Raw genomic sequence first — 26,793 nt, 5'->3', positions numbered from 1 at the left:
TACTGGCTTTGTCCCTATCGGGCCAGTTGAGTCAGGAGACTCAATATCATAATAAGTCACGAGTCTGGAGACTCGCGCCAGCATTACCTACCAACTATAAAACAAAAACTCCCTCTCCTCTTTAAAAGGAGAGGGCTGGGATGAGGTAACCTACACCAGTTCAAAATCTAAATTCTCGTAGATATTCCGGTTGTAGAATATCTTGTGAATGTCCACAACTTCTTCGCCGGCGGCAGGGCGTTTTTTAACGTACGTGCCATCTTCGCGCATAATGTAGGAGTTCTGGTTATCGAGCAGGTTATAGTGTAGAATAGCGATCGCTTCGCGTTTCAGGTCTTCGTTCAGTATCAGGAATAACGCTTCAATTCTCCTGTCGAAACTGCGTACCATTACGTCGGCACTGCCACTGTAAACTTTAGCGTCGCCGCTGTTATGGAAATAGTAAATGCGGCTATGCTCCAGGTACTCGCCAACTATAGATTTAACGAAAATATTCTCGCTCAGGTCTTCGCGGCCAGGGCGCAGGCAACAGATACCCCGAACGATAAGCTTGATAGGTACACCGGCTTTGGATGCCTTATAAAACTCATCCATCACCTCTTTATCTTCCAGGGAATTGATCTTGATCACGATACCGCTTTTCAGTCCTTTTTTAGCATTGCGGGCTTCGTTTCGTATCAATTCTATCAACTGATTACGCAGGCCCTTCGGCGAGGTCATCAGTGATCTGTACTCGTTCGGGCGAGAGTGGCCGGTAATTACATTAAAGAATTCGGAAACGTCGTGGGCGTAAACTTCATCAGTTGTCAATAAGCTTACATCGGAGTATAAACGGGCTGTCTGCTCGTTATAGTTACCGCTGCCAATGTGTACATAACGCGTTACCTTCTCGCCTTCTTTCCGGATGATCATCAGCATTTTAGTATGCGTTTTGTACTTGCTGATACCATAGATCACGAAGCAACCTGCTTTCTCCAGGCGGTCACCTTCCTTCAGGTTACGTTCTTCATCAAAACGTGCTTTTACTTCAAACAACACCGATACGTGCTTCCCGTTTTCAGCGGCTTTCAGTAAGGCTGCGGTTACTCGACTTTGGTCGGCGAGGCGGTAGATGGTTTGTTTAATTCCAAGTACATATGGGTCTTCGGCGGCGCGCTCCAGCAACTGCACCACAGGCTCCATGCTATTGTATGGGTGGTGTAGCAAAACATCGTGCTCTTTCAGGTACTGGAACAGGTCTACGCTGTCGCTCGGCAGGCTGCGCGGCATCACCGACGATGGCTGTTTAAAGCAACGGTCTTTGAACTGGCGGTGGTTAATGATCTGCCACAAAGCCCGCAGATCTATCAGTGTGTTAATGGTAAATACATTGGCGTTATCGATGATCCAGCGATCCTTTAACACCTTCATCATAAAAGCAGAGGGGTTACGTTCCACTTCCAGGCGCACCACGCGTCCTTTTTTTCGCGTCTTAAGCTTGGCTTTTATCTCCTGCACAAAGTCCGCCTCAATGTCGTCCGATTCTTCCAGGGTAAAGTCGCCGTTGCGGGTAATACGGAAAAGGTTTACCGATACGATCTCCACGTTACGGAAAAGCTTTTTTATCTTCCAGCGGATGATCTCCTCTATCGGCACAAATATGATCTTATCCTTGCGGTTGATCTCGTAAAAACGCGCCAGGTTTTGCGGTATCTGCACAAACGTAAGGCGGTCCTGCGCTTTCTGGTCCTCTTCGGTGCGGGTAACCACGCCAAAGGTAAGCAACTGGTTCATCAGCAACGGGAAGCCATGGTAATTATCAAACACCATGGGCGTAAGCAGCGGGAAAATGGTGTTTTTAAAGTAGCTATCCACTTTCTTCTGCTCCAGCTCGGTCAGTTCACCTACCATCAAAACATCAAAGCCGCTCTTGTCAAAAAGCGGTTTCAGCTCGTTGTTGTAGGTCAGGTACTGGTCGTTTACAAAGCGGTGCGAATAATCGAGCAGCTTTTTACGGAACGGCAGTTCGCGCAGGCCCGAGTAATCGGTACGCTCTTTTCCGTAATCGATATAATTGTACAAACTCCCCACCCGGATCATAAAGAACTCGTCGAGGTTAGACGAGGTGATGGCCAGGAACTTGAGCCTGTCGAAAATAGACTTATTTGTATCGCGGGCCTGGTCGAGTACGCGGTAATTAAAGCGCAGCCAGCTCAGGTCGCGGCTAATGTATTTACTTTTCTTTATCTGGTCAGAAACCTTATTTATAAGCATGCTTTCGGGGTGTTAAAAAAGGGCAGCAGGCATAAATTACCTAACATACCTATACTACTATATGCTGCAAAGCATATTTAGTTGCTTAAATGCTAAGATAAATTTTGTTAATCAATTTGTATAATAAATTAGGCAAAACTCTGCAATTGACTCATAAAGTGTAATAGTTTGCCTGACCTTGGATATGCTGAACTATAATTGTAACAAAAAGCGGCACTTCTCTTTTCAGAAAGTGCCGCTTAGCGTTTTCTACTTACCCTAAGATCTTTGTTACTTAGCGCATGCAATGCAGGTAATCGCTGTTAGCGCTTCTGGCATCGAGCATCCTGAACATATTATTGTTCTCAGTCAGGCTTACTACTCCTTCTTCACAGGCCAGGCTAAAAACCGGTACATCTCTGCGGTTCGTTTCTATAGTTAGCGCATTTATCAGGTCTGAGCTATGTTCAATTTTAAATATGGTTCCGGGTTTCATGCCGTTGCTTCTTAACAGTAACTCCGAACTCGACTCGTTAGAAATGCTAGCTCTAACATTTATTGGTCTGTTGCCTACATACTGCAACCAGGTAGTGTTCACGCTACTGGTACAGGTTCCAACACATTGGCCTACTCCATCCCGGCACATCTGCATCCGGGCTATAGTACCAGATCCGTTTCGGGTGCGCTCTCCTCCAAATGTTACTATTATTTTAGATACTCCCGGCTGGTTGTTAAACCCTACAAATATGCCCTTGCTATCACCGGCCAGCGGTATATCTTTTGCCATCAACAATTGCCCTGTACTACTATAAAGCTCTACTTTAGAACCAGCTTCATCCTCATCTATATCCGTGAAAAGCATATTCTTCATTGTGATAGAGCCCGTCTGGGTAAAATCTATTATAACCCGGCCACCACTCAGGTTTGCTCCTGTACCTGCTTCATCAGGCACCGTTAACATACCATAAACACCTAAAATATGCCGGTCAAATTCTGCGATCAGTTCTGGATGTTGGGAGGGCTCCAGTAAAATTGCTGCTGTTTCTGCAACGTAACGACCATTATTGCCCCGTCTCTGTGCCGATACCGTCATCGCGATGCCATCTTCTGTAATGGATGTTACCATACTGGGCTTTACTACATCCCCGAACGATTGGATCAGGTTGCACCCAGAAGGATTATATCCTACAAGCTCGTCCTGGTTTGTTGTAGACAGTGGTTTTACGGCTTCCTCGTCGGGACTACACGCAGCTAAAAGAATGCTTAAACCCGCGATAAACAAAGAATTTATAGTTGCTGTTTTCATACCTGCACACTTTAGATTAAAAAATAGGTTACGACTTGGCTTATGACTGAATTACTAAATTAATAATACATATAATTTAAGTACCACGTTTAGTTCGTATCAGTTTAATTTGCCAACAGTACCTTATTTAATGGTGTACAAACCGACTGTGCTGGTAGATAGCTACAAACCAGGTGCGAAAGGAAAGAATAAGTAAATTAAGGCTTGGTATGCTTGATTTTTGCATAAAAAAAGCCGGCAGGGTTGCCGGCTTTCGTGTTCAGATACTATAGTAGATTAGAAGTAAAACGTTCTATTCCTGATCTTCCTGATTATTCCAGTCGATGATGTACACAACACCCACTGCTATAGTTACACCGTTTATAGAAGTATGGGAAGTATAGTTGCGGTACTCTCCTCCCTCCTGAGTGGCCCTGTTAAAAGCCTCCGGGGTAAGGAACCTGGAAGTAGTGCCGCTCAGGTATTCAACGCTCCCCTCAAAGCGCCATTTTTTGCCACCTATTTGCAGTCCCGTGCGGGCTCCGTACCCCATCGAAACAGAAGTAAATACAGGACTGCTTTCGGAAGGCAGGTCAGTATTTTCGTAGCTCATTAGTCGTAAACCAAGCAAACCATATGCGAATGGATGAAAGTATTTGGCTACGGTGGCCTTGGCGCCAAAATGCGTGTTAAAGATGCTCATGTCGGCCTTCATATCAGAGTTAGCATCAAAAACCAGGATGTTCTGGGAATAACTGAGGCCGCCCGCCCATGGCTTTGCAGATGGTTTTATGATCACTGTCGGTTCATACCCAATGGCTGAATAGGTATCTCCGAACCTGCCGCCAAAACCTGTCACACGCGCTTTCAACGAAACATCGATCTGCGCGCTGGCAACTACAGGCAACAACACAAGGCAGGTTAAAACAAGCACCGAGGCTTTAAAAGCTTTCATAAGGATACTATAAACTATAGAGGTTATAACTTTAAAACAGGTTATTTATGGCTGCGCTTTGCCGGAAAAAATAGCTTTAGCGCTTTCGGCATTCTGCAGGCCCAGGCTGCTTCCGAGTGTTTATCTTCAGGTGCTTTTACCCACACAAAATCTTTGTTCTCCTGGTAGCCTTTTGCTTTTAGCGCCAGCAACATTTCGTCTATGCCGGGTTGCAGTTTTTCTTCCAGCTCAATGCCGCCGTTATCAATGTAAAAGTAAAGTTTTTTCTTTTTGCCGCTATAGTTCAGCACATCATCCACATAATCTATATGCTGTATTTTAAAGGCCGGCGACATGCAGATAGCTTCAGAGAATACTTTTGGATATTCCCAGGCCAGCATAAACGCCATAATGCCTCCGGCAGATGAGCCGCCAATGGCTGTGTGTTTCCGACCGGGTTTGGTGCGGTATTGCTTATCTATAAAAGGCTTCACGGTGTGCACTACAAAATTCATGTAAGCGCTGCCTTTCTCGCCCGGAATATATTCGTCGCTACGGTCTGAGGTGTTGTAAATGCCAACTATAATAATGGGTTCGATAACTTTTGCTTTTATCAGGCTGTCGGCAGTTTCATCGAGTTGCCAGTCTACTCCGAAAGAGCTGGTAGCGGGATCAACTATATTCTGGCCATCGTGCATGTATAGTACGGGGTACTTTTTGCCTTTGCTTTGGTCGTAGCCTTCGGGTAACCAGACTATAATATCGCGGTCCTGCAGGCCTGTTGCTTTTAAGTTTTTATGATACTTTACGGTGCCAGTAATGCCGCCTTTAAATGGTCGAGTTTTCTTATCCAGCCAGTGTTCTATCGTATCTTTAACTATAGTTTGTTGGGTTACAGTTGCGCTGAAGTTTTGTAGCGGAAAGCCTTTTGCATCAGTGCCTTCCCTGTCCCAGGAGCCGAGCGTGTATTTATACTCCAGTTGCGTTTGCTCCGGAAACTGTAGCTTTAGTTGCCAGGTGTGTTTGCCCGTGTGTTGCATGGCCACTTTAGCAGGATTCCAGTTACCGAGTTGCGGCTGGTTGCCAACTATAAAAACAGTGCTGCTATCGGGCAAAGCTGGCGCGTACAGTTCAAAAGTTACTTGTACAGGTTTAGCCTGCTGTGCTTTTGCAACTATAGTTGAGGCCAGCAAAAAAATTAAGAAAAAGAAAAGCTTTCGCATTAGTATGACCCGCTTCAGATGGATGTAGAATTCAGGGAATAAAGATATTTATTTTATAGTTCTGACAAGTGGCTGTTCACAAAAAAGGCCAGCTATTTTGCTGGCTTCTAATGAATATTGTTTCTGAATTTTGAAGCGCTGCCGTCTGTATAGCTCTACTTACTTATAGATGCATTCCCGAATCAGGATAGGCATAACAACAGCTCCGAACAAAGCTAAACATGCTAAAACAGAGTCTACACACCATTTGTGCTCTTTTGGAAAATGGTCTCCCCGTCCCGCGATAATGATGTGTCTCTTATTCAAAAGCAAGGATATTCCGTCGGCAATTTTAAACAGGATAAGGTAAACGAAAGGGATAGCTAAGAAAAAAGTATCAAAATGGTGGTTATACATTACATCATATAACGGAATGAGAAGCAGAAGAAAGGAACCGAAAAAAGTTAACAGGTATATTTTGAGGTTAAACAGTTTCCTGTAAAACTTCTTATCAGGATTTCGGCTCCATCCAAAAGTAAGTTCAACAAGGGCAATGATGTATAATATGATTAGGATTATCTCCATTTGTCTTTATTAGCTTATGCTTAATGGGTCGGGCTAAGGTGAATTTAAGAACTATAGTTTTTGAGCATATGTGTTTATTAGAATTTCTTTACCAGTTTCGGGAATTTGTCTTTAAAATCACTTGGAGAGATATAGTCCCCAGACATTCTATAATTTCCAAAGTCATAGTGCACAGCAGTTGTCACATCTCTTGGCAGTTCTAAATTTGTGTTAGCCCCATTCTTTAGTTTAAAAGCATTATCTGCTACAACCATCAATCCTTGCCCATCATAAGTTGCCTGTATTTCATCTGCGAGTAAATCAGGGTTAGCTAAAGCTCTCTGAAAAAAATCTTTCCCATTAGATATTATCCAGAATCTGTAATAGATGAACCCGTCTGTTGAAACATATTCGTCCTGTACTATTTGGTATAGTGATTTTAAATTATAGTCCCATAACTCAATCATTTTCTCCTTAAGAGTAGCTTCAAAGCCTATAATCTCTTCATTAGTTAAAGTAGATAATCGCTGGGTCAGATAATTCATCTGAGCATCAAACTTATTTGGATGCTTTGCTTCTGACTCTTCAATTAGGCTCCAGAACTGTTTGTCTTTCATTCTTATGGAGTCTGGAAAAGCACGATCCGATTCATCAAACTTAAGAGTAGCAAGCTCTTTGAAAGAAGCCTCCTGAGCATTTAAAAACTTATAGTTCAAATACTGGTAACCAATGAATAAAACAACGGCTATAACACCAACTATAATTAGAAAATATTTCATGCTCTAAATAAATATCAAGGATTTATGCATAGTGGTATCCCAAAAGGGCAGCACTATGCACTTTGTTACCTGCTGCTTTTTATTCTTTAATCAATGTGAATTTCGTCTTTTTATTAGCGGTCATAATTCCACTCGCTTCTAGACTCAATATGCCATCGTAGGTAATCCAACGACCCTTATCAACTGAAAACTCGGCTATTCCTTGATGCGAAAACTTCATCATAGTTTCCTTATTGCCACCTTCGCTTCCAAAAAGTGAAGGTGTATTGAAATCCCCGTTTACGTACTCTAGTATATTATATTTTAATACTGCAACTGTCTCACCGCCTACTTTTTTAATGTCTGTGAGTGTTACTTCATTTATTTTATAAGCACTATCACATTCAAAATTCTCGTCATTGGCAATCAGATTTATATCAAGAGGCCACTTGTCTCCAATTTTCACGGGTGCAGTTGGGAGTTGAAAGAAAATTGCAATTAAATTTTTCTGATTACTTTTTACCCAGAAACTATGAATTCCTCCCGTTTCATATACTGAACCCCGAAGCACAACGCCTTGATTCATTGACTGCATCATTTTCAACATTTCAGCTTCCTTGCTGTCAGTTGAGTTCTGTTTAACTTCTTTAAGATTTTCCTTTGGACGGGTCGTCATCACTATATCAATTACTCCATCTTCTTCAGTTGAAAGAGTAGTAACATAGTCTAGATTTTTAAAAACATCATTTAATTTTTTAAAGAATGCCTTACTTTCCTTTAATCCGTTTTCACTGCTATCTGATAAAGACTTAAAAAGTCCGCTAAAGTCCATTTCAACTGAAGAAGTGTCAATATCCCTCATCACAGTTGCATAGTTGAGCTTTTCATTCTCTCCGATCTTCCATTTTAAATCAATTGTTTGATTTATTTGAGCAAATGTTGCGGTAGTAATAAACGTTAAAAAAATTATCAATATTAATCTCATATTCTCATTGTGTTTGTATCGCTTGCTAGTAACTAGCACTAAAGCATAAACATGCGCTTATCTACACTATGTGCGTAATTAAATACCTTAACATTACCAAACCTGAATATACACTAATCCCCCATTTATCCTTATAGTTAACCCACAAAAAAGCCGGCTATACTTTGCAGTACAGCCGGCTTTTAAATTTATAGTTAGACTATAGTTTACACGTCTACGCGTGCGTATTTGGCGTTACGCTCTATAAAGTCGCGGCGTGGGCCTACTTCGTCGCCCATCAGCATCGAGAACAGGTGGTCAGCCTCAGCTGCCGACTCAATGCTTACCTGCTTTAAGCTACGTACTTCAGGATTCATGGTAGTTGTCCAAAGCTGTTCCGGGTTCATCTCTCCAAGACCTTTGTAACGCTGCACACCAACGCTGTCTTCTTTGCCTTTGCCAAGCTCTGCAATGGCATCTATACGGTCCTGCTCGCTCCAGCAATAGCGCTCTTCCTTGCCTTTTTTAACAAGGTACAACGGTGGCAATGCAATGTATACATAGCCTTTTTCTATCAGCTCGCGCATGTAACGGAAGAAGAATGTCAGGATAAGCGTACGAATGTGCGAACCGTCGATGTCAGCATCCGTCATGATAATGATACGGTGGTAACGCAGCTTCTCCATGTTCAGGGCTTTCTCGCCGTCTGCGGTGCCAAAGCTCACACCAAACGCCTGAATCATGTTCTTGATCTCTTCGTTCTCGTAAATGCGGTGTTCCTGCGCTTTTTCCACGTTCAGTATCTTACCACGAAGTGGCAGAATAGCCTGGAAACGACGGTTACGGCCCTGCTTGGCAGATCCACCCGCTGAGTCACCCTCTACCAGGTATATTTCGCAGTTTTCAGGATCGCTGTCAGAGCAGTCGGCCAGTTTACCCGGCAAGCTGGTGCTCGAAAGTACGTTCTTACGCTGCACCATTTCGCGGGCCTTGCGGGCTGCGTTACGGGCCTGTGCGGCTAGTATCACCTTCTGAACTATAATGCGGGCTTCCTTCGGGTTCTCTTCCAGGAACTGGTTCAGCATTTCGCCAACGGCCGTATCCACGGCACCACCTACATCAGAGTTACCCAGTTTGGTTTTGGTCTGACCTTCGAACTGCGGCTCCTGCACTTTAACCGAGATAACAGCTGTTAAGCCTTCTCTAAAGTCGTCACCGGCAATATCTATCTTCAGCTTGTCCAGCATACCAGACTTATCTGCATATGCCTTTAGCGTACGGGTAAGCGCTCTACGGAAACCACCTACGTGCGTACCACCTTCTATGGTGTTAATGTTGTTCACATACGAGAAAATATTCTCTGTATAGGAGGTGTTATATTGCAGTGCGATCTCAACTGGAACACCATTTTTCTCGCTTTCAATATGGATAGGCTCCGGTATCAGGTTTTCGCGGGTCTCGTCCAGGTAAGCCACAAATTCCTTCAGACCACCTTCTGAGTAAAATGTATCGTTCAGAGGCTCGCCCTGATCGTTCATCTCGCGAAGGTCTTTCAGGTTAATGCGGATACCCTTGTTAAGGAACGCCAGCTCGCGTAAACGGCCTGCTACTGTATCGTATTTGTATTCGGTAACCGTAAAAATGGACGCATCAGGCTTAAATTGCACCTGCGTACCAGTTCTTTCTGTAGTACCAATTTCGCGCACCGGGTAAGCCGGTATACCTATGTTATAATGCTGCTCAAATATCTTCCCGTTGCGGTGCACCGTTACATGCAAATCCGTAGACAAGGCGTTAACGCAGGATACACCCACACCATGCAGACCACCGGATACTTTGTAAGTGTCTTTATCGAACTTACCACCGGCGTGCAGCACCGTCATTACTACCTCCAGGGCAGAGCGGCCTTCTTTCTGGTGAAAATCTGTAGGAATACCACGGCCGTTATCCGATACCGTAACAGAGTTGTCTTCGTTTATGGTAACATTGATCTCATCGCAGTGGCCGGCAAGGGCCTCATCGATCGAGTTATCTACTACTTCCCAAACCAGGTGGTGTAAGCCTTTTATACCAATGTCGCCAATATACATGGCCGGACGTTTACGAACTGCTTCCAGTCCTTCCAGTACCTGTATGCTATCTGCTGAATAATTATTTGCTCTTTGTGCTTCTACTTCACTCATGTGTGTTAATAAGGTAGATTTAGTAGGTAAAATTACTACTTTTATTTTGTTTATGCTATACTTTAACCGGCTAAAAAGTGACTGTAATCTGCCTGCAAAACACAGGGCTTATAATTGGCTGGTGCATAACTATATATCAACAAAACCGATGCGCTTTTAGTGCCTGTTTTACAGCAATTTACTTTATAAAACACAAATATCAGCCATTGGCAACCAGCTACGCACAGGCAACGATAAATACACGTAAAATACCCTGGTAATTCGCTCTTTTAGTTAAAGGCAAACTATAGTTTCAGATAACCGGAAGCTCCTCTACAAAGGTGACCTTAATGCAATGCTATAGTTGGCAAAAAGCATCCTACTCTCACTGGCAAACTATAAGCACCACAGCTATAGCTCAACCTATAAAGTAAGGCACTGGCCGGTAGCAATTGAAGCTTTTTAATTCAATTATGCGTCTATACTTTCGCTTCATGAAAACTATAGTTTTGTTACTGATCTCTAACATCTTTATGACCTTTGCCTGGTATGGCCATTTGAAGTATAAAGATGTATCGCTCTGGAAAGTAATTCTGGTCAGCTGGCTCATTGCCTTTTTCGAGTACTGTTTCCAGGTGCCGGCCAACCGCATCGGGCATGGGCAATTCACCGCTTTTCAGCTTAAAACCATTCAGGAAGTAATAACGCTGGTAGTATTTATCGGCTTTTCGGTTTTCTATCTCCGCGAAGAAGTTAAGTGGAATTATATCGTCGGCTTCATCCTGATCCTGGCAGCTGTATTCTTCGTGTTCAAGAAATGGTGATCTTTTAATGACTAATGAATGATGATGGATGACAAATTCCGTATCAAGAATTAATCATTATTCATTCCCCATTATTCATTACTAACTCCCCATTAGTCATTACCCGCCTGCTTTCTGTGGGGCGAGACCAATTTAAAGCTGGCTTCGTTTTTACATTCCTGTATTTGCCCGTACCTTCGTGTCGTAATTCAAAAGCTTCATTCTGAAACACATGAAAAAGCTGATCTTACTGCTGGCGTTGCCCTTTGCCATAGTTGCCGGCTGCCAGTCGGGCCCCACTGAAGCAGAGCAGAAAACTGAACTGGAAAGCCATGTGATGGCTGTACACGATTCTGCCATGGCCGATATGGGCATTATTATCAAACTGCGCCGCAATTTGCAGTCGCTCGCCGACACTCTGGGAACCCGGCAAACCGACTCCGCAACTATAAAACTGCTGCAGCAAAATATCAGCGGTTTAGAACTTGCCGACGAAAGCATGATGAACTGGATGCGCAATTATAAAGCGCCGGACACTTTGCAACACGAGCAGGCCATGACCTACCTGCAGCAGGAATTACAGAAAATTGAAAAAGTAAAAACCACTATGGACAGCACCATTAAAGCTGCCCGCGACATTTACCAGCAACATGAACCTAAGAACTAACTATAGCCTGAAGCAAACTATAGTTGCCTCCGCTTTTATACTTGCCTCAGCCTTAACCTATAGTTGCCAGAGCAATTCCGCAGAACAGAAGTTACCTATACTGGGCTCCCGCGAGCCTGTGGAGCGTGTGGTAGATGGCAAAACTATAGTTGATACCGTTTATCACCAGATCACGGATTTTGCTTTCACCAACCAAGACAGCCAGCGCGTAACACAAGAAACCGTAGCCGGAAAGATCTATGTGACCGATTTCTTTTTCACGACCTGCCCGAGCATCTGTCCTAAAATGAAAAGCCAGATGCTGCGCGTGTACGAAGCATTTAAAGACAACCCGAACGTAGTGCTCCTCTCCCATACTATAGACCCTGCGCATGATACCGTAGGGGTTTTAAAAGAGTATGCGGACCGCCTGAACGTGGAAACAGACAAATGGCATTTTGTAACCGGCGACCGTGACAGCATTTACGACATGGCCTTGCAGTATTTTGTAGGCGTTCAGGAAGATGCCCAGGCAGAAGGTGGCTTTGCGCATAGCGGTGACTTTATGCTGATAGACCAGAACCGCCACATACGCGGCCATTACCACGGCACCGAACAGGAAGATGTAGACAGGCTGATAAAGGATATGAAAGTACTGCTGAAAGAACAACAGCATGAACAAAAGTAGATTTTTAGCGGTAGTGTTGGGTGCGATGGCGCTTACTACGCTTACACAGTGCTTTACCGATAAACAGAACCAGGGCCAGAAACTATACGTGCAGCATTGCCAGAGCTGCCACATGGAGGACGGCTCCGGGCTGCGTGGCCTTATTCCACCGCTCGCCAAAGCCGATTACCTGCAAACCCACCGCGACGAGCTGGCCTGCCTTATCCGCAACGGTGCCGATGGCCCGATGGTAGTGAATGGCATTGAATACAATAAAGAAATGCCGGGCGTACATACCCTTCGCAAAGACGAAATAACTAACCTGCTAAACTATATCCAGACCAACTTCGGCAACAACAACAAACGTTACACTATGACCGAAGTGGAAGAAATGCTGGAAATTTGCCCGGTGCCGCACGGGAAGTAAGGTTTAGTTTATAGTTCAGAAAAAGTCCCTGCGCTTTACATAAGTTGTTTAAAGTTTCGGAACATTTACGATTACAGTAAGGCCTGAAAGCAAAAAAGCCTCTTCACATAATGTAAAGAGGCTTTTTAGTGATCCCATTTGGATTCGAACCAAAGACCTACTGCTTAGAAGGCAGTTGCTCTATCCAGCTGAGCTATGAGACCATGGTTACAGCAATTACTGTATCCTTTAAACGAAAAATTTCGGAATTGCTTCCGAAATTTTTTAGTCGGGGTGGCAGGATTCGAACCTACGACCTCCACATCCCAAATGTGGCGCGATACCGGGCTACGCTACACCCCGAACTATGCTTTCAACTCCGGTAAACACTTGCGTGCTGTTATTGTTGAAGGCGGTGCAAAAGTAAGAGAAGTTTTTAAACTGTCAAAACAAATTTCAAAAATTATTCTCTTGCGGAGGAGGGGGGATTCGAACCCCCGGTACCGTTACCAGTACGGCAGTTTAGCAAACTGCTGGTTTCAGCCACTCACCCACCCCTCCGGGGCTCTTTCTGCTAAAGAGTATGCAAACTTACAAAAACTTTACGACCGCGCAATAGCCTCTCTCAAATTTTAACAGCCTTTTTCAGTCAATTAAACCTGCCTCCTACCCCAAGTTCAGCTTAAGTAATTGATACTAAATCAACTTGCCAATATCCAACTCACAAAAGTTTTTTCGGGTGTCACACAAAAAACTTTTAAAAGTGCGTTTCGGGGGCTGCAAGTGCATAGTTACAGGCTGCAGTTAATTCTTATCTTTGTAACCGGCCTGCTTATAGTTTGCTGCAAACTATAAACTATAAGCCGCTATTTAACCAAAATCATGACCTGGTACCAGACCATCACCCTGCTCGAGATCCTGTTCGGTGCGCTCTTTTTAGGACTGTACGCAGGGTACCTGTGGCGCGTGCGTCGTATCGCCCATTTCTTTGGGCAGCGACCGCATGGCGTTTGGGTTAAGTTTGTGCTCCGCCATCTTTACCTCATTCTTATAGTTATAGCTATCCTGGGCCCATCGTTCGGCGCCATGAAAAAAGAGATCCGAACAATTGGGAAAGACCTGTACATAGCCGTGGATCTTTCAGCTTCAATGAATGCTACCGATGTACAGCCGTCTCGCCTCGAAAAATCAAAACAGGAAATACAGCGCCTGATCACGCGTTTCAACTCTGACCGAATGGGACTGATAATATTCGGGAACGATGCCTATATACAGAGTCCGCTTACCTATGACCAGAATGCCCTGCAACTATATACCCGTACGCTAAACACCAACCTGCTGCCAAACACCGGCACAAACTATGCTCCCGTACTGCAATTGGCCCTCGAAAAATTCGGGCAGTTGGGCAACAGTCCGGCAGCAGAACAGAAAGCCCGGGTACTAGTACTGATAAGCGATGGCGAGAATTTTGGGGACAAAGTGGAGCAACTGGCCGAGCAGCTTCGCGAACAGAATATCAGGGTATTTACGCTTGGCGTAGGCACTACTGAAGGCAGCCGTATTCCGGTAGGCAACAGGTACAAGCGCGATAACGATGGCAATGTAGTGACTACAAAACTAAACCCTGAACCCCTTGTTAAACTGGCAGAACTAACCAATGGGCAATATTTTGAAGTAAATGACCGCATCAGTGAAATAAGCAGGCTGGTGAGTGCCATTAACAATATAGAGGGTGAACTGCGCGAAAGCAAAACGATTGATGTAACAGCCAATAAGTACATTTACCCGCTGGCGCTTGCGCTGCTACTTATTCTGCTGGATACCCTGTTAACTATAAAGATCGTACGGATATGAAAACGTTGCTGGCGATACTTCTTTTTCTGAGCATCCCCGTATCCGGGATACAAACCATTTCCAGGATAAACGATTATACCGTGCGCGCTGCTAAAGCCTACGAAAAAGAGAATTACGCCGAAGCCATAACTGCCTACGAGTATCTGCTGGAAGACCTGGAAGTAAAAGATGACCAGTTGCGCCTGAACCTGGCACATGCTTATTTTAAGGCCGGGCTATGGGCAGATGCGCAAAACGAATATCGCTTGTTGGCTGACCATTCTTCTGCGCATATCCGGTCTATCGTGCACCTCCAGTTAGGCAACATTGCCAGTAATGGCAAAAAATATGCGCAGGCGCTCTCGCTGTATCGCAATGCCCTGGTGGCAAACCCTGAGAACGAATCAGCCCGCTACAATTACGAACTCCTGAAGAAATACCTGGAACTGCACCCGGAAAAAGCGGAGCAAGACCAACCCGAACCAGATCAGCAGCAGTTTGAGGATGACCAACTACCACCTGCTGCCGAAGAGAACCAGGAACCACAGCCTAAACAAAACCCGGATGCGAACGGCGATCAGGAAGAGGAAATAGACGCACCTCAACCCGATCCGGCTGGCCAGGAGCAGCAAAAAGGCGGACAAAGTAACCAGTCGAGGCAAAAAGACAAGGAAGAAGCAGCAGGCAACCACCCAGGTGAAACTGAAGGACAACAACTCAACGACCAATACGACCCTAACCAGAAAAACCCGCGTGGCAGCAACGAAAATGCCGCCGCTGGCGACAGCCGTGCCCGGACCCAATCGGAAAGGCAACAGGTAAAGATCAGTGCTGAAAAAGCGAAAATGCTGCTCAACGCCATGCGCGATGCGGAATTACAATACCTGCAACAGCTTCCTAAAAAAGCAAAAAGCAAAAAAGACAATAGTAAACCAGACTGGTAACAACTATAGTTAACCTCTCTCCTTTCAACTATAAACTATAAAATAATCTTCCCGTTGGTTTTGAATTTATAAACCGATTGGTTTATTTTGTCGTAATATTATCTATGGAAACTATAACCAAGGCCGAACGCACACGCCAGTATATTATTGAGCAGGCAGCACACTTGTTTAACCAGCGTGGCTATGCCGGTACTTCACTGCAGGATTTAATGGCCGCAACCGGACTTACGAAAGGTGGCATTTACGGTCATTTTGAGAGTAAGGAAGAGATTGCACTCGCTGCTTTTGAACATGCTTCCGGCATCATTCTGCAACTGCTTTCGCAAACTATAAATGCACACCAAACGGCGGTAGCCAAACTGGAGGCACTGCTGGACTTTTATAAGAAATACATCATTTCTCCCCCAATTACCGGTGGTTGCCCTATTTTAAATACTTCCGTAGAAGCTGACGATACGAATCCATTGCTGCGTGCCAGCGTCGTAAAAGTGCTTAACAAAATGTATCGCTCTCTAGAGAATATAGTGCAGCAGGGAATACAGAACGGAGAGTTAAAAGCTACCGCTAACCCAGAGCAATTTGCCATACTTTTCATCAGTATGATAGAAGGTGGTATTATGGTTTCTAAAGCCTACGGTAATCCGCTTCACCTGCACACCGTTTTAAAACAATTGCGCAGCATGCTAGCCGATATTAAAAGCTAATTTTTTTGATTATAAATAAACCAATCGGTCTTTTTTAAATTATAACTACTATGAACGAGACAACATTACCAAACTACCTGGAAAGCGCTTCACTTATCCGTTTTGAAGACTGCGACCCGTTTGGCCACCTGAACAACGGCCGCTACACCGATTATTTCCTGAACGCCCGCGAAGACCAGCTTCGTGACAACTATAACCTGGATATTTACCGCCACATGCAGGCTGCGGGAAAAGCGTGGGTTGTAACCTCGAACCAGATGGCATACCTGCGCGAGGCGAAACTGATGGAGAAAGTAACTATACGGACCTGCCTTCGCTGGTTTACTGATACCGATATTTTAATGGAAGCACTGATGCTGGATAAGAAAACCGGCAAAATCAAGTCAGTGGCCTGGATGCGCTTTAGCTATATAGATGTAAAGATTGGCAAAAAAACACAACACGAAGATCATTTGCTGGAGCTTTTCGGGAAGGTTGCTATACTTGGCGAGGGTAAAGATCCGTTAATGTTTGAGGAGCGTGTAAAGGAACTGCGCCAGGCTGAAGTAGCTGTAGGGCAATAACTTATAGTTGCTTAAAAGTTTTTTCAGATTTTTTTCTGCCTGCTTGCAACCATTCGGGCTAGTTTAGGCTCTTCCTTTTATAGTTTACGCGTTCGCTCATCTTTTTGAGCTTAAAGTCCATCAGATCAATTTCTGCCCAACTGATATGAAAAAAGAACTTAAGAGTATCCTGGAAGTAATTACGCTGGCTGAACGGCTAAAATGCGAAATGCGCCATAGCTGGCTTACTGATGGCCGGCAGGAAAGTGTGGCAGAACACACCTGGCGAATGGCGTTAATGGCCGTATTGCTGGAACCTTACCTGGACGAAGAAGTGGATACAGCCCGGATGCTGAAGATGATACTGGTACATGACCTTGTTGAGATTGAAGCGGGTGATGTTCCGGCTTTTCAGTTGATGACAGAAGAAGCTAAAATTCTAAAGCAGCAGAAAGAACTTCAGGCCATTGAAAACCTGCGTGCTAAATTAGGAAACGGCGTGGGACAGCATGTGTTTGAACTATGGCATGAGTTTGAAGCTAAAGATACCTACGAAGCCAAAGTTGCCAATGCCTTAGATAAACTGGAAGTACGCCTGCAGCACAACCACGCCGACATTACCACTTGGCTGGAAGTTGAACAGGATAATGTATTCAGGATGGGCGAACATACTGGCTTTGATTCGTGCCTCGATCAGTTGAAAGACCTGATACAGGAACAAGCAGTACAGAAAATGGAAAAAGCTGGCATTTCCACAACAAGCGTATTAGCTCGTGTGGCATCCCAAAATGCACTCGCATAAAATATAGATTTAGTTAAACAGGTGAATGCAGGAAGCGCTGGTATAATGCCAGTGCTTTTCTGTTTTCAGGCTATAGTTTGCCTCAACCAAAACCGAAACTATAGTTGCTATTCGTATACTTGTGTTCCTAAACTATACACCATGGATGCAGCTACTCATTACCGCCAACTCGAGAAACTTTACCACAGTGCCAACATACAGCAGTTTATAGATGGCAGCCAGCTAAAAATAGAGCACCAGACCGCTGAGATAACACTGCCGGGAAACCCAAAATACAACCACGGAGCCAATGCCATGCACGGTGCTTTGTATTTCAAGTTACTGGATGATGCCGCTTATTTTGCCGTCGCATCTATAGTTCAGGACGTGTTTATAGTTACCTCTTCTTTCCAGCTTAACCTGGTGCGGCCTGTTACCGGGGGAACTATAAAAGCAGTGGGTAAAGTAAGAACGATAGGTAAGAATCTTTTTGTAGCTGAGGCTACCTTATATAATGAACAGGGCAAAGAAGTCGCTTTCGGTACGGGCCAATTCATGAAAACCAATCAGCCACTCAGTAGCTTGCAAGGTTATGAAGCTACAAACTACTAACTGAAACAGTGTAATAAGTGCGGTGCTGTAGCGAAACACTTCAGGCTTATATTTACCGTTATTACCGGATATCCCAAATACTGGATTTTTCATTCACTAGTTAAATTTGCCCCCTCCCACTTCCAGTAGCTCTATTCACCAGTCTTTTCTTAGCAAATTTTAAATCAGGTCACTATGCCCCCGTAGGTATGTTTCAATTTTATAAAATATGAACACTATGAGAAACATTATTCAAAAAACAACCGGTTTTGTAGCAGCTACTGCTATCCTTTTTAGTTTCAGTGCCTGCGATCAGTCTGATGTAGCTCCTGAAGCAGATTTATCTGCAAGTAACTCTCAGGATGCTCATCGAAGCAAATCTTATAACTTAACAAAGACTTATACTGCCAACATAATGTCTTTAAATGATTCGGGGGTAAGCGGTACAGCTACGCTTACTCTGGAAGGCGACCAATTAACAGTACACATTATGGCAACTGGTCTGGAACCAGGCATGGTACACCCGCAACACATCCACGGTTTTATGGATAGCAATCAGAATGCTGTCTGCCCACCAATGTCTGCTGATACAGATGGAGATGGTTTAGTGGAACTAGGTGAAGGCGTACCTTTCTATGGTCCTGTGTTGTTACCACTAGAGCCTTTCCCAACAGCTCCGGATGGTAGCATCAACTATACTCAAACCTTTACTGTTTCTGCCGGCATACTTCCATTACAAAATAACGTGATTGTATTACATGGTATGACTGTTGATGGTGAATACTGGCCTACATTACCTGTTGCATGTGCTGCAATTAAAGTAGCAAACAACGGTAAATAACCACAAGTTGGAAATAAAAAAGGAGCAGATAATTATCTGCTCCTTTTTTATTTTAGTTAACTATAGCTTATTGATTTACTTCGCTGGCTACTTCCGGCTCGGGCTCTACCAATTCTAAACCATAGTCTTTTCCTTTCAGGATGGATGGTACACCTTGCTTCATCCAGACAGGCATCGGTTTGCCTTTCAAATAATAATCAAAGAACTGCGACATACGTGCTGACAGATCTTTGCGGTTTTTTCGCTGCATCAGGTTATGGTCTTCTCCGTTATAAACCAGCATCCAAACCGGCTTCTGTAATCTGCGGAGTGCCATAAAATACTCAATGCCCTGGTACCAAGGAACGGCACCATCCTGGTCGTTATGCATGATCAGAAGCGGTGTTTCTACCCTGTCAGCAAAGAAGAGCGGAGAGTTCTCAATAAATTGCATTGGTTTCTCCCATAGCGTACCACCAATACGGCTCTGTGTTTTCTCGTATTGGAACTGGCGGCTTAAACCTGTACCCCAACGTATCCCACCATACGCACTCGTCATGTTAGATACCGGCGCGCCAGCCATAGCAGCTTTAAACAGGTTGGTCTTCGTTATCATGTACGCGATCTGGTAACCGCCCCAACTCTGACCCTGCAGCGCCATATTTTTCTCATCCACAAAGCCCTGCATGGCCAGTTTCTGCACACCCGGTATAATGCAGTCCATGGCACTCTCGCCCGGGTAACCGTTTTTGTACACAATATCCGGCACAAATACCAGGTAACCGTTGCTTACATAGTAAGAGATATTTACTGTAGAAGCGCTTGGTGCAGGCGTTTTATGGCTGTGTAATCCGTCCGAAGAGCGCTCATAGAAATAAACGATCATCGGGTACTTCTTCTTCGCATCAAAGTTTTCCGGCTTGTACAGCAAACCTTCCAGCGGAATGCCGTCTGTCGATTTCCAGTTTACCAGCTCTACAGTTCCCCACAGGTAATCTTTCATTTGTGGGTTAGCATTGCTTAGTTGCGTTGGCTTATCAAACGATGTTGCAGTTGCTGTATACAGGTCAGTATATTCCTGGAACGAGCCTCTGCGGAAAGTGAAACGGTTTTCGTTCTTTGCTTTCTGCAGACGCACATAGCTATTCGGCGACATTACCAGTTTTTCAGGCTGTGCTTCTTTACTCACATAATCAAGGAAGTATCCATTCGATTTATCTGTGTTATTAAAGGCACTTAAATACAAAGTGGCATTTTCAGGAATAAACTTCTCTTCTTCGTCTAGTTGCTCGTACCGGAAAGTCAGTTTATTCTTGCGTCCATGGTTGTCGGTTAAGTTAACAGGAGCTTTCTTGCCGGTCGGGTCCAGTTTCCAGATATCAAATTTATCGTAAACCAATAGGTAGCTGTCATTTTCCACCCAGCCTGCAAAGTCATAAGAGCCTGGCAGTGCAGGCACGTCATTCGACTCATCATAGAATGGCAACCCGATTCGCTTCGTCAGGTTCAGGTTCTTGCCATTTTTAGTAGTCATTGTATGCCAGCTGCTGTCGGTTGGTTCGTACCAGTACACATAGTTACCCTTCGGTGATAATCTTGGATAGCCGCGCGTTTCGTTCAGCACCTGCTTTCGTGTTCCTTTTTTCAGGTCGATCAGGTAGGCGTCTTTGCGGGTTGGGGTGTCGTAACCGATGGTCATTTTATACTTCTCGTCGCTCACACCCAGTGCCACATCGCCTTCGCCGTAAGCATCCAGGTACACATCCGGAATTTCCAGCGTAGCCAGTTGCTGCATTTTCTTGCCTTTCAGCTCATACATCGCCAGGAACGACTGCTTCAGATCGCGGTCTTTGTTCTTGAGCTGCATCGGCTGTATCAATGGATCTTTATATGTCCAGATATCCAGGCTAACTTTGTCTTCTTCCAGTTGGGTAGTGTCTTTCTCGAAGCGGGTCGGGCGCGGGAACGTACCGAAAAACAGGCGTTTGCCATCTTCCGAGAAATTCAGCTTGCCATGCTCGCTCACCATCCAGTCTTTCGGCATTCCGGCGCTTAAGGTATCGGCAAGTATCTTTTTGTGATTATCTTTTTTGGTCCAGTGGTGCAGGGCAAAGTAGCGTATCTCTGCTTCCAGGGTATCATTGGTAGCCACAAATGCCAGCTGCTCCCCTGCTTTATCAGCTGCCAGACCTTTGTAAGTTACTTTGCCAGTATCGATTGGCATTACTTTCAGGTCGGTGGTGCTTACAGCAAAAACACCGGCTTTGTGTAATGAGTCCAGCTCATCTTTCACAAAGTACAACATGTTACCCTTCTCAGAAAAAGTGTAGTCAATCACCCTGTCGAAGCGTTGTTCCTTGCCAGTTTGCAGGTTGCGCAGCACCAGTTCGGTACCGTTATACTTTTTGTTTTTCTTCGGAGCTTTTTTAGCAACAGCCGGCTTCGCTGTTTCTTCTTTTTTGGCTTCTGTTGCAGGCTCGGCTTTCTTCGCTTCTTTTTTAGCCGGCACTTCCTTTTCCAGGTGATATGCTACCCAATTGTTACCTTCTTTTGGTAACTGGAAAGACTTTACACGCGGCATCTTCACCACGTTCATGTTCTCCAGCAGCACTATAGCCAGCGAGTCTTTCGGCAGGTCGTCGCCTTTTTTCTTCTTCAGTTTCAGCTGGCGTACTTTCTGGTACTCCGGCTTAATATTGAAAACGGCATAGCGACTGTCGTTGGTAAAACTGGCTTTGGTACCACGCGGGTAACTGGTAAGTTTGTTAGTCACCATATCCCGGATCAGGAGTTCGCCATCGCCTTCCTGCGGGTTCACGTTAAACAGCACATACTTTCCGTTTTTAGATATTTTTTCGCCTTCCACGCCTTTCCAGCTGTCGTACACGTCGTGGGTAAGTGGCTTTTTTGCTGTTTGCTGCTGCGCCTTCGCCTGGTAAAAGCCGACACTACAGAGTACAGCCAGGTATAAAAGTTTCTTCATCCTGGTTAAAATAGGTTGGTTAGTTAAGTTGATCAGTTGTTCGTATCTAAAGATAGGCAAAACCTCAAAAGGTTTAAAACATAGAGGCTGTTATAGTTAAAACCATCTTAGGTTTATAGTTTACCTTCTTAAAAGTATAAATATAGTTTGGGAGTTAAAGAGTTTAGGAGTTAGCGAATTAATGCAGAACAAGTAGAGGTCAGTAGCAAACCATACCCCCGATTGTTATAAATTCTTCTTTTATAGATACTGGCTTTCTACAACTACTTGATACTGTAAAGAGTAAACACTTTTAACTTCCATTACCTGCAAACAGAATCCCCAAAATCTTTATCAATGGGAAAACCAACCGAAAAGGCTGTAGAACACAAAAAGTTGATTGAACTGAACGAAGAACTGGAGAATTACTTCAGCAACACGATCATTCCTCAGCTATTTGTTGATGCTAACATGATACTCCGTAAGTTTACGCCTGCCGCCATGTCACATTTTCAACTTTCAGAAGATGACCTGGGAAAGCACATCACTGACGTATCAAAAAATATTCGCTTCCCGACTATCATTGCGAATATAGAGGAAGTGATTTCGGAGAAAAAGGGCCTGGAGAAGGAGATTCAGACGACCGATAAGATCTGGTATCAGATGAACATTCTTCCTTACATCATCAAAAAGGAAAATAGAACGAATGGCGTTATCATTACTTTTATTGATATCAACGACCGTATCCAGATCCTGAAAGGGTACGAAAAATTGAACAGGAGCTATGAAAACATTATACACTCCATCTCTCACGACATAAAAGGGCCACTTTCGAATATTGAAGGGTTAGTTTCTGTTTTAAAAAAAGCCCGGGATAGCGAAGCAGAAACCTCTCGCATTCATGATATGCTATCCAAGGCTGTGCGTAACATGCGCAAAACGATAGATGAACTAGCCGACATCAGGGAAAGCGATACAGACTTTGCAATTGAAAAAGAGCGGGTAAATTTTGAGAATGTAATTGAGGACGCCAAGCTTGCCCTGAAAGACAAAATAGTTGAATCAGAAGCTCAGATCAAAACTGAAATAGAGGTAAGGGAGATAGATTTTTCAAGGAAGAATATCAGGAGCATCATTTATAACCTGCTTAGTAATGCCATTAAGTATAAAGCATCAGACAGGCCTCCTGAAATACTGATCAAAACAATAGAGTCCGGCGACAAAATACTACTTTCTGTCAGTGACAATGGTTTAGGTATAGCGCAGGATAAAACGGAGAAAATCTTTGACCGTTATACCCGGTTAGTTACAGATGTGGAAGGCACAGGCATGGGTTTATTTATCGTGAAGCGAATGGTAGAAGACATGGGCGGGCATGTTGAAGTGGAAAGTAAATTAGGGGAAGGCGCTACCTTTACTATCTATTTTAAAGGCAGCAATTTGTAAAACTGCAAATATCTATACTTTGGTATAGTTGGGAATAATACGTCAGCCTAACGTTCGTTTGGTTTTAACTATAAATCCTGATAATTTCACAGTACCAATTAAATCCTTACAAAATCATGCAAACTAAAGAAGTATATATTATTTCGGCTGTTCGTACGCCAATCGGTTCTTTCGGTGGTGCACTGGCAAGCCTTTCTGCTACGGAGCTGGGCGCGGCTGCTATTAAAGGCGCTGTTGAGAGAGCTGGTATCGATAAAAACCTGGTTCAGGAAGTTATCATGGGTAACGTGTTGTCTGCCAACGTAGGTCAGGCACCTGCTCGCCAGGCGGCTGTTAAGGCTGGTTTAGGTTACAACGTGGAGTGTACAACTATAAACAAGGTGTGTGCTTCGGGTACAAAAGCGATCATGTATGCAGCGCAAGCAATTATGCTGGGCCATAAAGATGTGATAGTGGCTGGTGGTATGGAGAGCATGAGCAATGTTCCTTACTATGTAGATAAAGCACGTTGGGGTGCTAAAATGGGCCATACCCAAATGACAGATGGTTTGATCAGAGATGGTCTGTGGGATGTGTACAACGACTTTCATATGGGTAATGCTGCCGAAAACACTGCCCGCGAAATGCAGATCACGCGTGAGATGCAGGACGAATATGCTATCAATTCTTACAAAAAATCGGCAGCTGCTGCTGAGGCAGGTTTAATGAAAGATGAGATCATCCCGGTTGAGATTCCGCAGCGTGGCAAAGATCCTATAGTTGTAACCGAAGACGAAGAATACAGAAAAGTAAGCTTTGATAAGATTCCTGGCCTGCGCCCTGTGTTTGATAAAGCCGGTACAGTAACTGCTGCCAACGCATCTACTTTGAATGATGGTGCTGCTGCGCTTGTACTGATGAGTAAAGAGAAAGCAGAAGAGCTTGGTGTTAAGCCAATCGCAAAGATCCGTGGTTTTGCGGATGCAGAGCAGGATCCGATCTGGTTTACAACTACGCCTTCGCTGGCTATTCCTAAAGCCCTTAAAAATGCGGGTGTTACACCGGAAGAAGTAGATTTCTATGAGATCAACGAAGCTTTCTCTGTGGTATCGATCGCTAACAACCAGAAACTTGGCCTGGAAGGCGGAAACGTAAACGTGTTTGGTGGTGCTGTGTCACTTGGTCACCCGCTTGGTGCATCTGGTGCGCGTATCGTAACTACACTTTGCAACGTGCTGGATAAAAAAGGCGGTAAAATTGGCGTGACAGGTATCTGTAACGGTGGCGGTGGCGCTTCAGCCCTGGTTATCGAGAAGCTATAGTTTGCTCTAAGGCATACATTTTGCAGGAAGCCTTACGTTAATTCGTAAGGCTTCTTTTTTATACCTTCGCCACACATTAAACTGTTTACCATACTTTTAGTGTTAATCTATACTAACGAAACAAATGTCTTTAGAAACTGAATTAGCCAAGTTCTGGGAATGGGCCAATATGACTTCTGAAACCTACAATAAAGAGCGGGGATTAGGCGATTGGGAAATAGAATATCCCGGTTGGGATGAACTATATAAAGCTATTGATAAAGCGCTGGAACAGCTTAACAAAGAATTTAACCACGATCTGGCTCAACACCTGGTTTACGCCCTGGCTATAGATAACGAATCCGGAACGGTGCTGCAGAAAGTGGATGAAAAGTTAGAGAACAAACTGCGATTCGTGAAAAAGGCTATCAATTCGGATCAGCCGCAGGCCAGATGGCAAGCCGCCGAACTGCTAGGCAACACCGAAGTGGAAGACCGGGAGAAACTGCTGGTTAACCTGATCAACCGCGATAAAGACAAGTATGTTATCAGAAGGGCATTAATGAGCCTGGATAAAGTAAACCATACAAAAGCTGCTGAGTTTGCCAAAGGTTTTGTCAAAGACCCGGACCCGTTTATGAAGCTGGTAGTTAAAGAGATCATTAAAAAGAAAGTATAAGCTTATACTTAATTCATTGCATTCTATACCTATGTATAAATTATTTTCAGTTCTGTTTACCCTATCCCTGGTAAGCACAGTTGCTGTGGGGCAAGCCCGGAAAGTGGTTACTTATCACGACGAGAGCCGCACAACTATAAAAGAAGTGTACTTCATGAAACCGGATTCGGCTATAGTTGGCAATTACGTTCGCTACTACCCTAGCGGCGAAAAAGAAGCTTTCGCCAAGTTTGTGGATGGTAAAAAAGACAGCGTGTTTACTGAATTCTACCGGAATGGTACCCCTAAAATTAAAGTAACCTATAAGCTGGATGTAAAGCATGGCCCTTTCCAGGCGTTTCACCCGGATGGGCGTTTGATGCAGGAAGGCAGCTATGAGAACGACCAGCAGAGTAACCTGTTCAAAACCTTTTATGATGATGGCAAAATCCGGAAAGAGACCACTTTTGTAAAGGGCTTCCCGGAAGGTTTGGTGAAGGAATATTACCCGGATGGTAAAGTAAAATCGGAGATATACTATAAGAACAGCCAGCAAAGTGGTCCGGCTAAAACCTATTATCCGAACGGCCAGTTAGAGAGCGATGCTACCTACCGTGGCGGCATGCTGGAAGGATCCTATAAAACGTATTACCAGAATGGCCAACTACAGCAGGAAGTTATAAATGTGGCTGGTCAGCGGCATGGCACCTTTAAAAGTTATTTCCCGGATGGAAAGCTGAGTACAGAAGGTGGCTTTGCAGCAGGTAAAATGAACGGCCCTAGCAAATCATATTTCCAGAATGGACAGTTGAGAAGCGTTATAAACTATAAAAACGGGGAGCCAACCGGACAGACGCAGTTCTTTTACGAAGATGGCACTCTGCGCGAAGAAGGCAACTATAGCAACAACGGCGCCGACAGCAAAACAACTACCTACTATCCGAGCGGAAATATAAAAGCAGAAGAAGAATTCAAAAACAAGCTGCAGCAAGGCAACTGGAAAACATACTTCGACGAACCCGGCAAAAAGGTAAGCACCAGCGAACTATACGAAAAGGGTAAACAACACGGCGAGCAGCTAACCTACCACGAAAACGGCCAGGTTAAATCGAAAGTGGTATATGATAATGGAAAGATACTGGGTATCAGTTATGAATATTACCCATCCGGCAAAGTTAAGTCTGAAACAGAGCATAAAGACGGCAAGAAATTCGGAGCCTATAAGCAGTATTTTGAAAACGGAAAATTGGAAATTACAGGTAAGCACATCAACAACAAAAAAGTAACCACCTGGAAACACTACAACGAAGAAGGCAAAGTGGTGAAGACTATAGTTTACAAAGATGGTAAGGTTGTAGAAGAAAAGTAACTGATAAAATTTGCCGCAAAGAGGGCCGATTACTGTAACTATGAACTATACCTCCAACTATAGAAAAGGCCGAAAGTCCCACTTTGCAGGGGGCGAAGGGGGATGTTAAACCGTACCAGATCTCTCACGCTGTTCGAGATGACAAAGTAAAAAGCATAAAATCTCCCCGCCTTGGACTACCGAGAAGAGATTTTGAAGGTTGCGAGCGTAGCTCTGAGGGGTTAGGGGTGGTTTGACATA

At 44.3% G+C, this 26,793-nt stretch carries 23 protein-coding genes and 3 tRNA genes; 15 read left to right on the top strand and 11 right to left on the bottom strand.

Annotated features, from left to right (window positions below; all coding sequences use genetic code 11):
• Nucleotides 1–150 precede the first annotated feature (150 nt).
• From ppk1 to gyrB, 7 genes are all read right to left on the bottom strand, one after another.
• Nucleotides 151–2,253 carry a polyphosphate kinase 1 gene (gene ppk1 / locus ABS362_RS10495; protein ID WP_350412419.1) on the bottom strand — a complete coding sequence of 701 codons (2,103 nt, stop codon included), beginning with the start codon at nucleotides 2,251–2,253 and terminating at the stop codon, nucleotides 151–153.
• 274 nt (nucleotides 2,254–2,527) lie between these two features.
• Nucleotides 2,528–3,538, bottom strand: a complete 1,011-nt coding sequence (locus tag ABS362_RS10490; RefSeq protein ID WP_350412418.1) for a hypothetical protein — start codon at nucleotides 3,536–3,538, stop codon at nucleotides 2,528–2,530.
• 292 nt (nucleotides 3,539–3,830) lie between these two features.
• Nucleotides 3,831–4,472: a hypothetical protein gene (locus ABS362_RS10485; RefSeq protein WP_350412417.1), complete on the bottom strand. Its 642-nt coding sequence runs from the start codon at nucleotides 4,470–4,472 to the stop codon at nucleotides 3,831–3,833.
• Between the two features lie 41 nt (nucleotides 4,473–4,513).
• The gene (locus ABS362_RS10480) at nucleotides 4,514–5,674 is read right to left on the bottom strand and encodes an alpha/beta hydrolase-fold protein (protein WP_350412416.1); all 1,161 of its coding nucleotides are present in this window, start codon (nucleotides 5,672–5,674) and stop codon (nucleotides 4,514–4,516) included.
• Nucleotides 5,675–6,315: 641 nt separating this feature from the next.
• Entirely contained in the window at nucleotides 6,316–6,996 is a 681-nt protein-coding gene (locus tag ABS362_RS10475; protein ID WP_350412415.1) for a DUF4240 domain-containing protein, read from the bottom strand.
• A 79-nt stretch (nucleotides 6,997–7,075) separates the two neighbouring features.
• Nucleotides 7,076–7,960, bottom strand: coding sequence for a hypothetical protein (locus ABS362_RS10470; RefSeq protein ID WP_350412414.1), 885 nt, complete (start codon nucleotides 7,958–7,960; stop codon nucleotides 7,076–7,078).
• Nucleotides 7,961–8,166: 206 nt separating this feature from the next.
• The gene (gene gyrB, locus ABS362_RS10465) at nucleotides 8,167–10,122 is read right to left on the bottom strand and encodes a DNA topoisomerase (ATP-hydrolyzing) subunit B (RefSeq protein WP_350412413.1); all 1,956 of its coding nucleotides are present in this window, start codon (nucleotides 10,120–10,122) and stop codon (nucleotides 8,167–8,169) included.
• A 473-nt stretch (nucleotides 10,123–10,595) separates the two neighbouring features.
• On the opposite strand from gyrB, the gene ABS362_RS10460 reads away from it, so the two are divergent.
• The 4 genes from ABS362_RS10460 to ABS362_RS10445 all read left to right on the top strand — a co-directional run bounded on the left by ABS362_RS10460 (nucleotide 10,596) and on the right by ABS362_RS10445 (nucleotide 12,644).
• Complete coding sequence (locus tag ABS362_RS10460) at nucleotides 10,596–10,925, top strand: DMT family protein (RefSeq protein WP_350412412.1); 330 nt, start codon at nucleotides 10,596–10,598, stop codon at nucleotides 10,923–10,925.
• Between the two features lie 211 nt (nucleotides 10,926–11,136).
• The gene (locus tag ABS362_RS10455; RefSeq protein ID WP_350412411.1) at nucleotides 11,137–11,571 is read left to right on the top strand and encodes a hypothetical protein; all 435 of its coding nucleotides are present in this window, start codon (nucleotides 11,137–11,139) and stop codon (nucleotides 11,569–11,571) included.
• Nucleotides 11,555–12,238: an SCO family protein gene (locus tag ABS362_RS10450; protein ID WP_350412410.1), complete on the top strand. Its 684-nt coding sequence runs from the start codon at nucleotides 11,555–11,557 to the stop codon at nucleotides 12,236–12,238. The genes ABS362_RS10455 and ABS362_RS10450 overlap by 17 nt, the downstream gene beginning before the upstream one ends.
• A complete protein-coding gene (locus tag ABS362_RS10445; protein ID WP_350412409.1) occupies nucleotides 12,225–12,644 on the top strand; it encodes a c-type cytochrome in 420 nt (139 codons plus the stop codon). Before ABS362_RS10450 ends, ABS362_RS10445 begins: the two co-directional genes overlap by 14 nt.
• Nucleotides 12,645–12,773: 129 nt before the next feature.
• Here the strand turns inward: ABS362_RS10445 and ABS362_RS10440 are convergent.
• The 3 genes from ABS362_RS10440 to ABS362_RS10430 form a co-directional block, all read right to left on the bottom strand.
• A tRNA-Arg gene (locus ABS362_RS10440) sits at nucleotides 12,774–12,847 on the bottom strand.
• A gap of 65 nt (nucleotides 12,848–12,912) precedes the next feature.
• Nucleotides 12,913–12,986: transfer RNA gene (locus tag ABS362_RS10435), tRNA-Pro, on the bottom strand.
• A 111-nt stretch (nucleotides 12,987–13,097) separates the two neighbouring features.
• Nucleotides 13,098–13,184, bottom strand: a tRNA-Ser gene (locus tag ABS362_RS10430).
• Nucleotides 13,185–13,505: 321 nt separating this feature from the next.
• On the opposite strand from ABS362_RS10430, the gene ABS362_RS10425 reads away from it, so the two are divergent.
• The 7 genes from ABS362_RS10425 to ABS362_RS10395 all read left to right on the top strand — a co-directional run bounded on the left by ABS362_RS10425 (nucleotide 13,506) and on the right by ABS362_RS10395 (nucleotide 18,859).
• Nucleotides 13,506–14,477: a VWA domain-containing protein gene (locus tag ABS362_RS10425; RefSeq protein WP_350412408.1), complete on the top strand. Its 972-nt coding sequence runs from the start codon at nucleotides 13,506–13,508 to the stop codon at nucleotides 14,475–14,477.
• Nucleotides 14,474–15,400 carry an aerotolerance protein gene (locus ABS362_RS10420; RefSeq protein ID WP_350412407.1) on the top strand — a complete coding sequence of 309 codons (927 nt, stop codon included), beginning with the start codon at nucleotides 14,474–14,476 and terminating at the stop codon, nucleotides 15,398–15,400. The genes ABS362_RS10425 and ABS362_RS10420 overlap by 4 nt, the downstream gene beginning before the upstream one ends.
• Before the next feature lie 104 nt (nucleotides 15,401–15,504).
• A complete protein-coding gene (locus ABS362_RS10415) occupies nucleotides 15,505–16,104 on the top strand; it encodes a TetR/AcrR family transcriptional regulator (RefSeq protein ID WP_350412406.1) in 600 nt (199 codons plus the stop codon).
• Between the two features lie 50 nt (nucleotides 16,105–16,154).
• A complete protein-coding gene (locus ABS362_RS10410; protein ID WP_350412405.1) occupies nucleotides 16,155–16,667 on the top strand; it encodes an acyl-CoA thioesterase in 513 nt (170 codons plus the stop codon).
• 145 nt (nucleotides 16,668–16,812) lie between these two features.
• Nucleotides 16,813–17,448: an HD domain-containing protein gene (locus ABS362_RS10405; RefSeq protein WP_350412404.1), complete on the top strand. Its 636-nt coding sequence runs from the start codon at nucleotides 16,813–16,815 to the stop codon at nucleotides 17,446–17,448.
• Between the two features lie 141 nt (nucleotides 17,449–17,589).
• Nucleotides 17,590–18,039: a PaaI family thioesterase gene (locus ABS362_RS10400; RefSeq protein ID WP_350412403.1), complete on the top strand. Its 450-nt coding sequence runs from the start codon at nucleotides 17,590–17,592 to the stop codon at nucleotides 18,037–18,039.
• A gap of 217 nt (nucleotides 18,040–18,256) precedes the next feature.
• Nucleotides 18,257–18,859, top strand: a complete 603-nt coding sequence (locus ABS362_RS10395; RefSeq protein WP_350412402.1) for a hypothetical protein — start codon at nucleotides 18,257–18,259, stop codon at nucleotides 18,857–18,859.
• Between the two features lie 67 nt (nucleotides 18,860–18,926).
• On the opposite strand, the gene ABS362_RS10390 is transcribed toward ABS362_RS10395, so the two are convergent.
• A complete protein-coding gene (locus ABS362_RS10390) occupies nucleotides 18,927–21,821 on the bottom strand; it encodes an alpha/beta hydrolase family protein (RefSeq protein ID WP_350412401.1) in 2,895 nt (964 codons plus the stop codon).
• 336 nt (nucleotides 21,822–22,157) lie between these two features.
• Here ABS362_RS10390 and ABS362_RS10385 point away from each other — a divergent pair, with 336 nt between their 5' ends.
• The 4 genes from ABS362_RS10385 (at nucleotide 22,158) to ABS362_RS10370 (ending at nucleotide 26,553) form a co-directional block, all read left to right on the top strand.
• Entirely contained in the window at nucleotides 22,158–23,246 is a 1,089-nt protein-coding gene (locus ABS362_RS10385; protein WP_350412400.1) for a sensor histidine kinase, read from the top strand.
• A 116-nt stretch (nucleotides 23,247–23,362) separates the two neighbouring features.
• Nucleotides 23,363–24,547: an acetyl-CoA C-acyltransferase gene (locus ABS362_RS10380; RefSeq protein WP_350412399.1), complete on the top strand. Its 1,185-nt coding sequence runs from the start codon at nucleotides 23,363–23,365 to the stop codon at nucleotides 24,545–24,547.
• 124 nt (nucleotides 24,548–24,671) lie between these two features.
• Entirely contained in the window at nucleotides 24,672–25,205 is a 534-nt protein-coding gene (locus tag ABS362_RS10375) for a HEAT repeat domain-containing protein (protein WP_350412398.1), read from the top strand.
• Between the two features lie 31 nt (nucleotides 25,206–25,236).
• On the top strand, nucleotides 25,237–26,553 hold the full coding sequence (locus tag ABS362_RS10370) for a toxin-antitoxin system YwqK family antitoxin (RefSeq protein ID WP_350412397.1): 1,317 nt from the start codon (nucleotides 25,237–25,239) through the stop codon (nucleotides 26,551–26,553).
• The last annotated feature ends 240 nt before the right edge of the window (nucleotides 26,554–26,793 follow it).

It is taken from the genome of Pontibacter populi, assembly GCF_040278685.1.
GTDB classification, from domain to species: domain Bacteria; phylum Bacteroidota; class Bacteroidia; order Cytophagales; family Hymenobacteraceae; genus Pontibacter; species Pontibacter populi.
The sequence above is the reverse complement of the archived record's forward strand: the minus strand, read 5'-3'. Positions and strand labels throughout refer to the sequence as shown.

Excerpts from the sequence above, each read along its gene's own strand:
- ppk1 (WP_350412419.1), bottom strand. The coding sequence starts at position 2,253 with ATGCTTATAAATAAGGTTTCTGACCAGATAAAGAAAAGTAAATACATT.
- ABS362_RS10490 (WP_350412418.1), bottom strand. The coding sequence starts at position 3,538 with ATGAAAACAGCAACTATAAATTCTTTGTTTATCGCGGGTTTAAGCATT.
- ABS362_RS10485 (WP_350412417.1), bottom strand. The coding sequence starts at position 4,472 with ATGAAAGCTTTTAAAGCCTCGGTGCTTGTTTTAACCTGCCTTGTGTTG.
- ABS362_RS10480 (WP_350412416.1), bottom strand. The coding sequence starts at position 5,674 with ATGCGAAAGCTTTTCTTTTTCTTAATTTTTTTGCTGGCCTCAACTATA.
- ABS362_RS10475 (WP_350412415.1), bottom strand. The coding sequence starts at position 6,996 with ATGAAATATTTTCTAATTATAGTTGGTGTTATAGCCGTTGTTTTATTC.
- ABS362_RS10470 (WP_350412414.1), bottom strand. The coding sequence starts at position 7,960 with ATGAGATTAATATTGATAATTTTTTTAACGTTTATTACTACCGCAACA.
- gyrB (WP_350412413.1), bottom strand. The coding sequence starts at position 10,122 with ATGAGTGAAGTAGAAGCACAAAGAGCAAATAATTATTCAGCAGATAGC.
- ABS362_RS10460 (WP_350412412.1), top strand. The coding sequence starts at position 10,596 with ATGAAAACTATAGTTTTGTTACTGATCTCTAACATCTTTATGACCTTT.
- ABS362_RS10455 (WP_350412411.1), top strand. The coding sequence starts at position 11,137 with ATGAAAAAGCTGATCTTACTGCTGGCGTTGCCCTTTGCCATAGTTGCC.
- ABS362_RS10450 (WP_350412410.1), top strand. The coding sequence starts at position 11,555 with ATGAACCTAAGAACTAACTATAGCCTGAAGCAAACTATAGTTGCCTCC.
- ABS362_RS10445 (WP_350412409.1), top strand. The coding sequence starts at position 12,225 with ATGAACAAAAGTAGATTTTTAGCGGTAGTGTTGGGTGCGATGGCGCTT.
- ABS362_RS10425 (WP_350412408.1), top strand. The coding sequence starts at position 13,506 with ATGACCTGGTACCAGACCATCACCCTGCTCGAGATCCTGTTCGGTGCG.
- ABS362_RS10420 (WP_350412407.1), top strand. The coding sequence starts at position 14,474 with ATGAAAACGTTGCTGGCGATACTTCTTTTTCTGAGCATCCCCGTATCC.
- ABS362_RS10415 (WP_350412406.1), top strand. The coding sequence starts at position 15,505 with ATGGAAACTATAACCAAGGCCGAACGCACACGCCAGTATATTATTGAG.
- ABS362_RS10410 (WP_350412405.1), top strand. The coding sequence starts at position 16,155 with ATGAACGAGACAACATTACCAAACTACCTGGAAAGCGCTTCACTTATC.
- ABS362_RS10405 (WP_350412404.1), top strand. The coding sequence starts at position 16,813 with ATGAAAAAAGAACTTAAGAGTATCCTGGAAGTAATTACGCTGGCTGAA.
- ABS362_RS10400 (WP_350412403.1), top strand. The coding sequence starts at position 17,590 with ATGGATGCAGCTACTCATTACCGCCAACTCGAGAAACTTTACCACAGT.
- ABS362_RS10395 (WP_350412402.1), top strand. The coding sequence starts at position 18,257 with ATGAGAAACATTATTCAAAAAACAACCGGTTTTGTAGCAGCTACTGCT.
- ABS362_RS10390 (WP_350412401.1), bottom strand. The coding sequence starts at position 21,821 with ATGAAGAAACTTTTATACCTGGCTGTACTCTGTAGTGTCGGCTTTTAC.
- ABS362_RS10385 (WP_350412400.1), top strand. The coding sequence starts at position 22,158 with ATGGGAAAACCAACCGAAAAGGCTGTAGAACACAAAAAGTTGATTGAA.
- ABS362_RS10380 (WP_350412399.1), top strand. The coding sequence starts at position 23,363 with ATGCAAACTAAAGAAGTATATATTATTTCGGCTGTTCGTACGCCAATC.
- ABS362_RS10375 (WP_350412398.1), top strand. The coding sequence starts at position 24,672 with ATGTCTTTAGAAACTGAATTAGCCAAGTTCTGGGAATGGGCCAATATG.
- ABS362_RS10370 (WP_350412397.1), top strand. The coding sequence starts at position 25,237 with ATGTATAAATTATTTTCAGTTCTGTTTACCCTATCCCTGGTAAGCACA.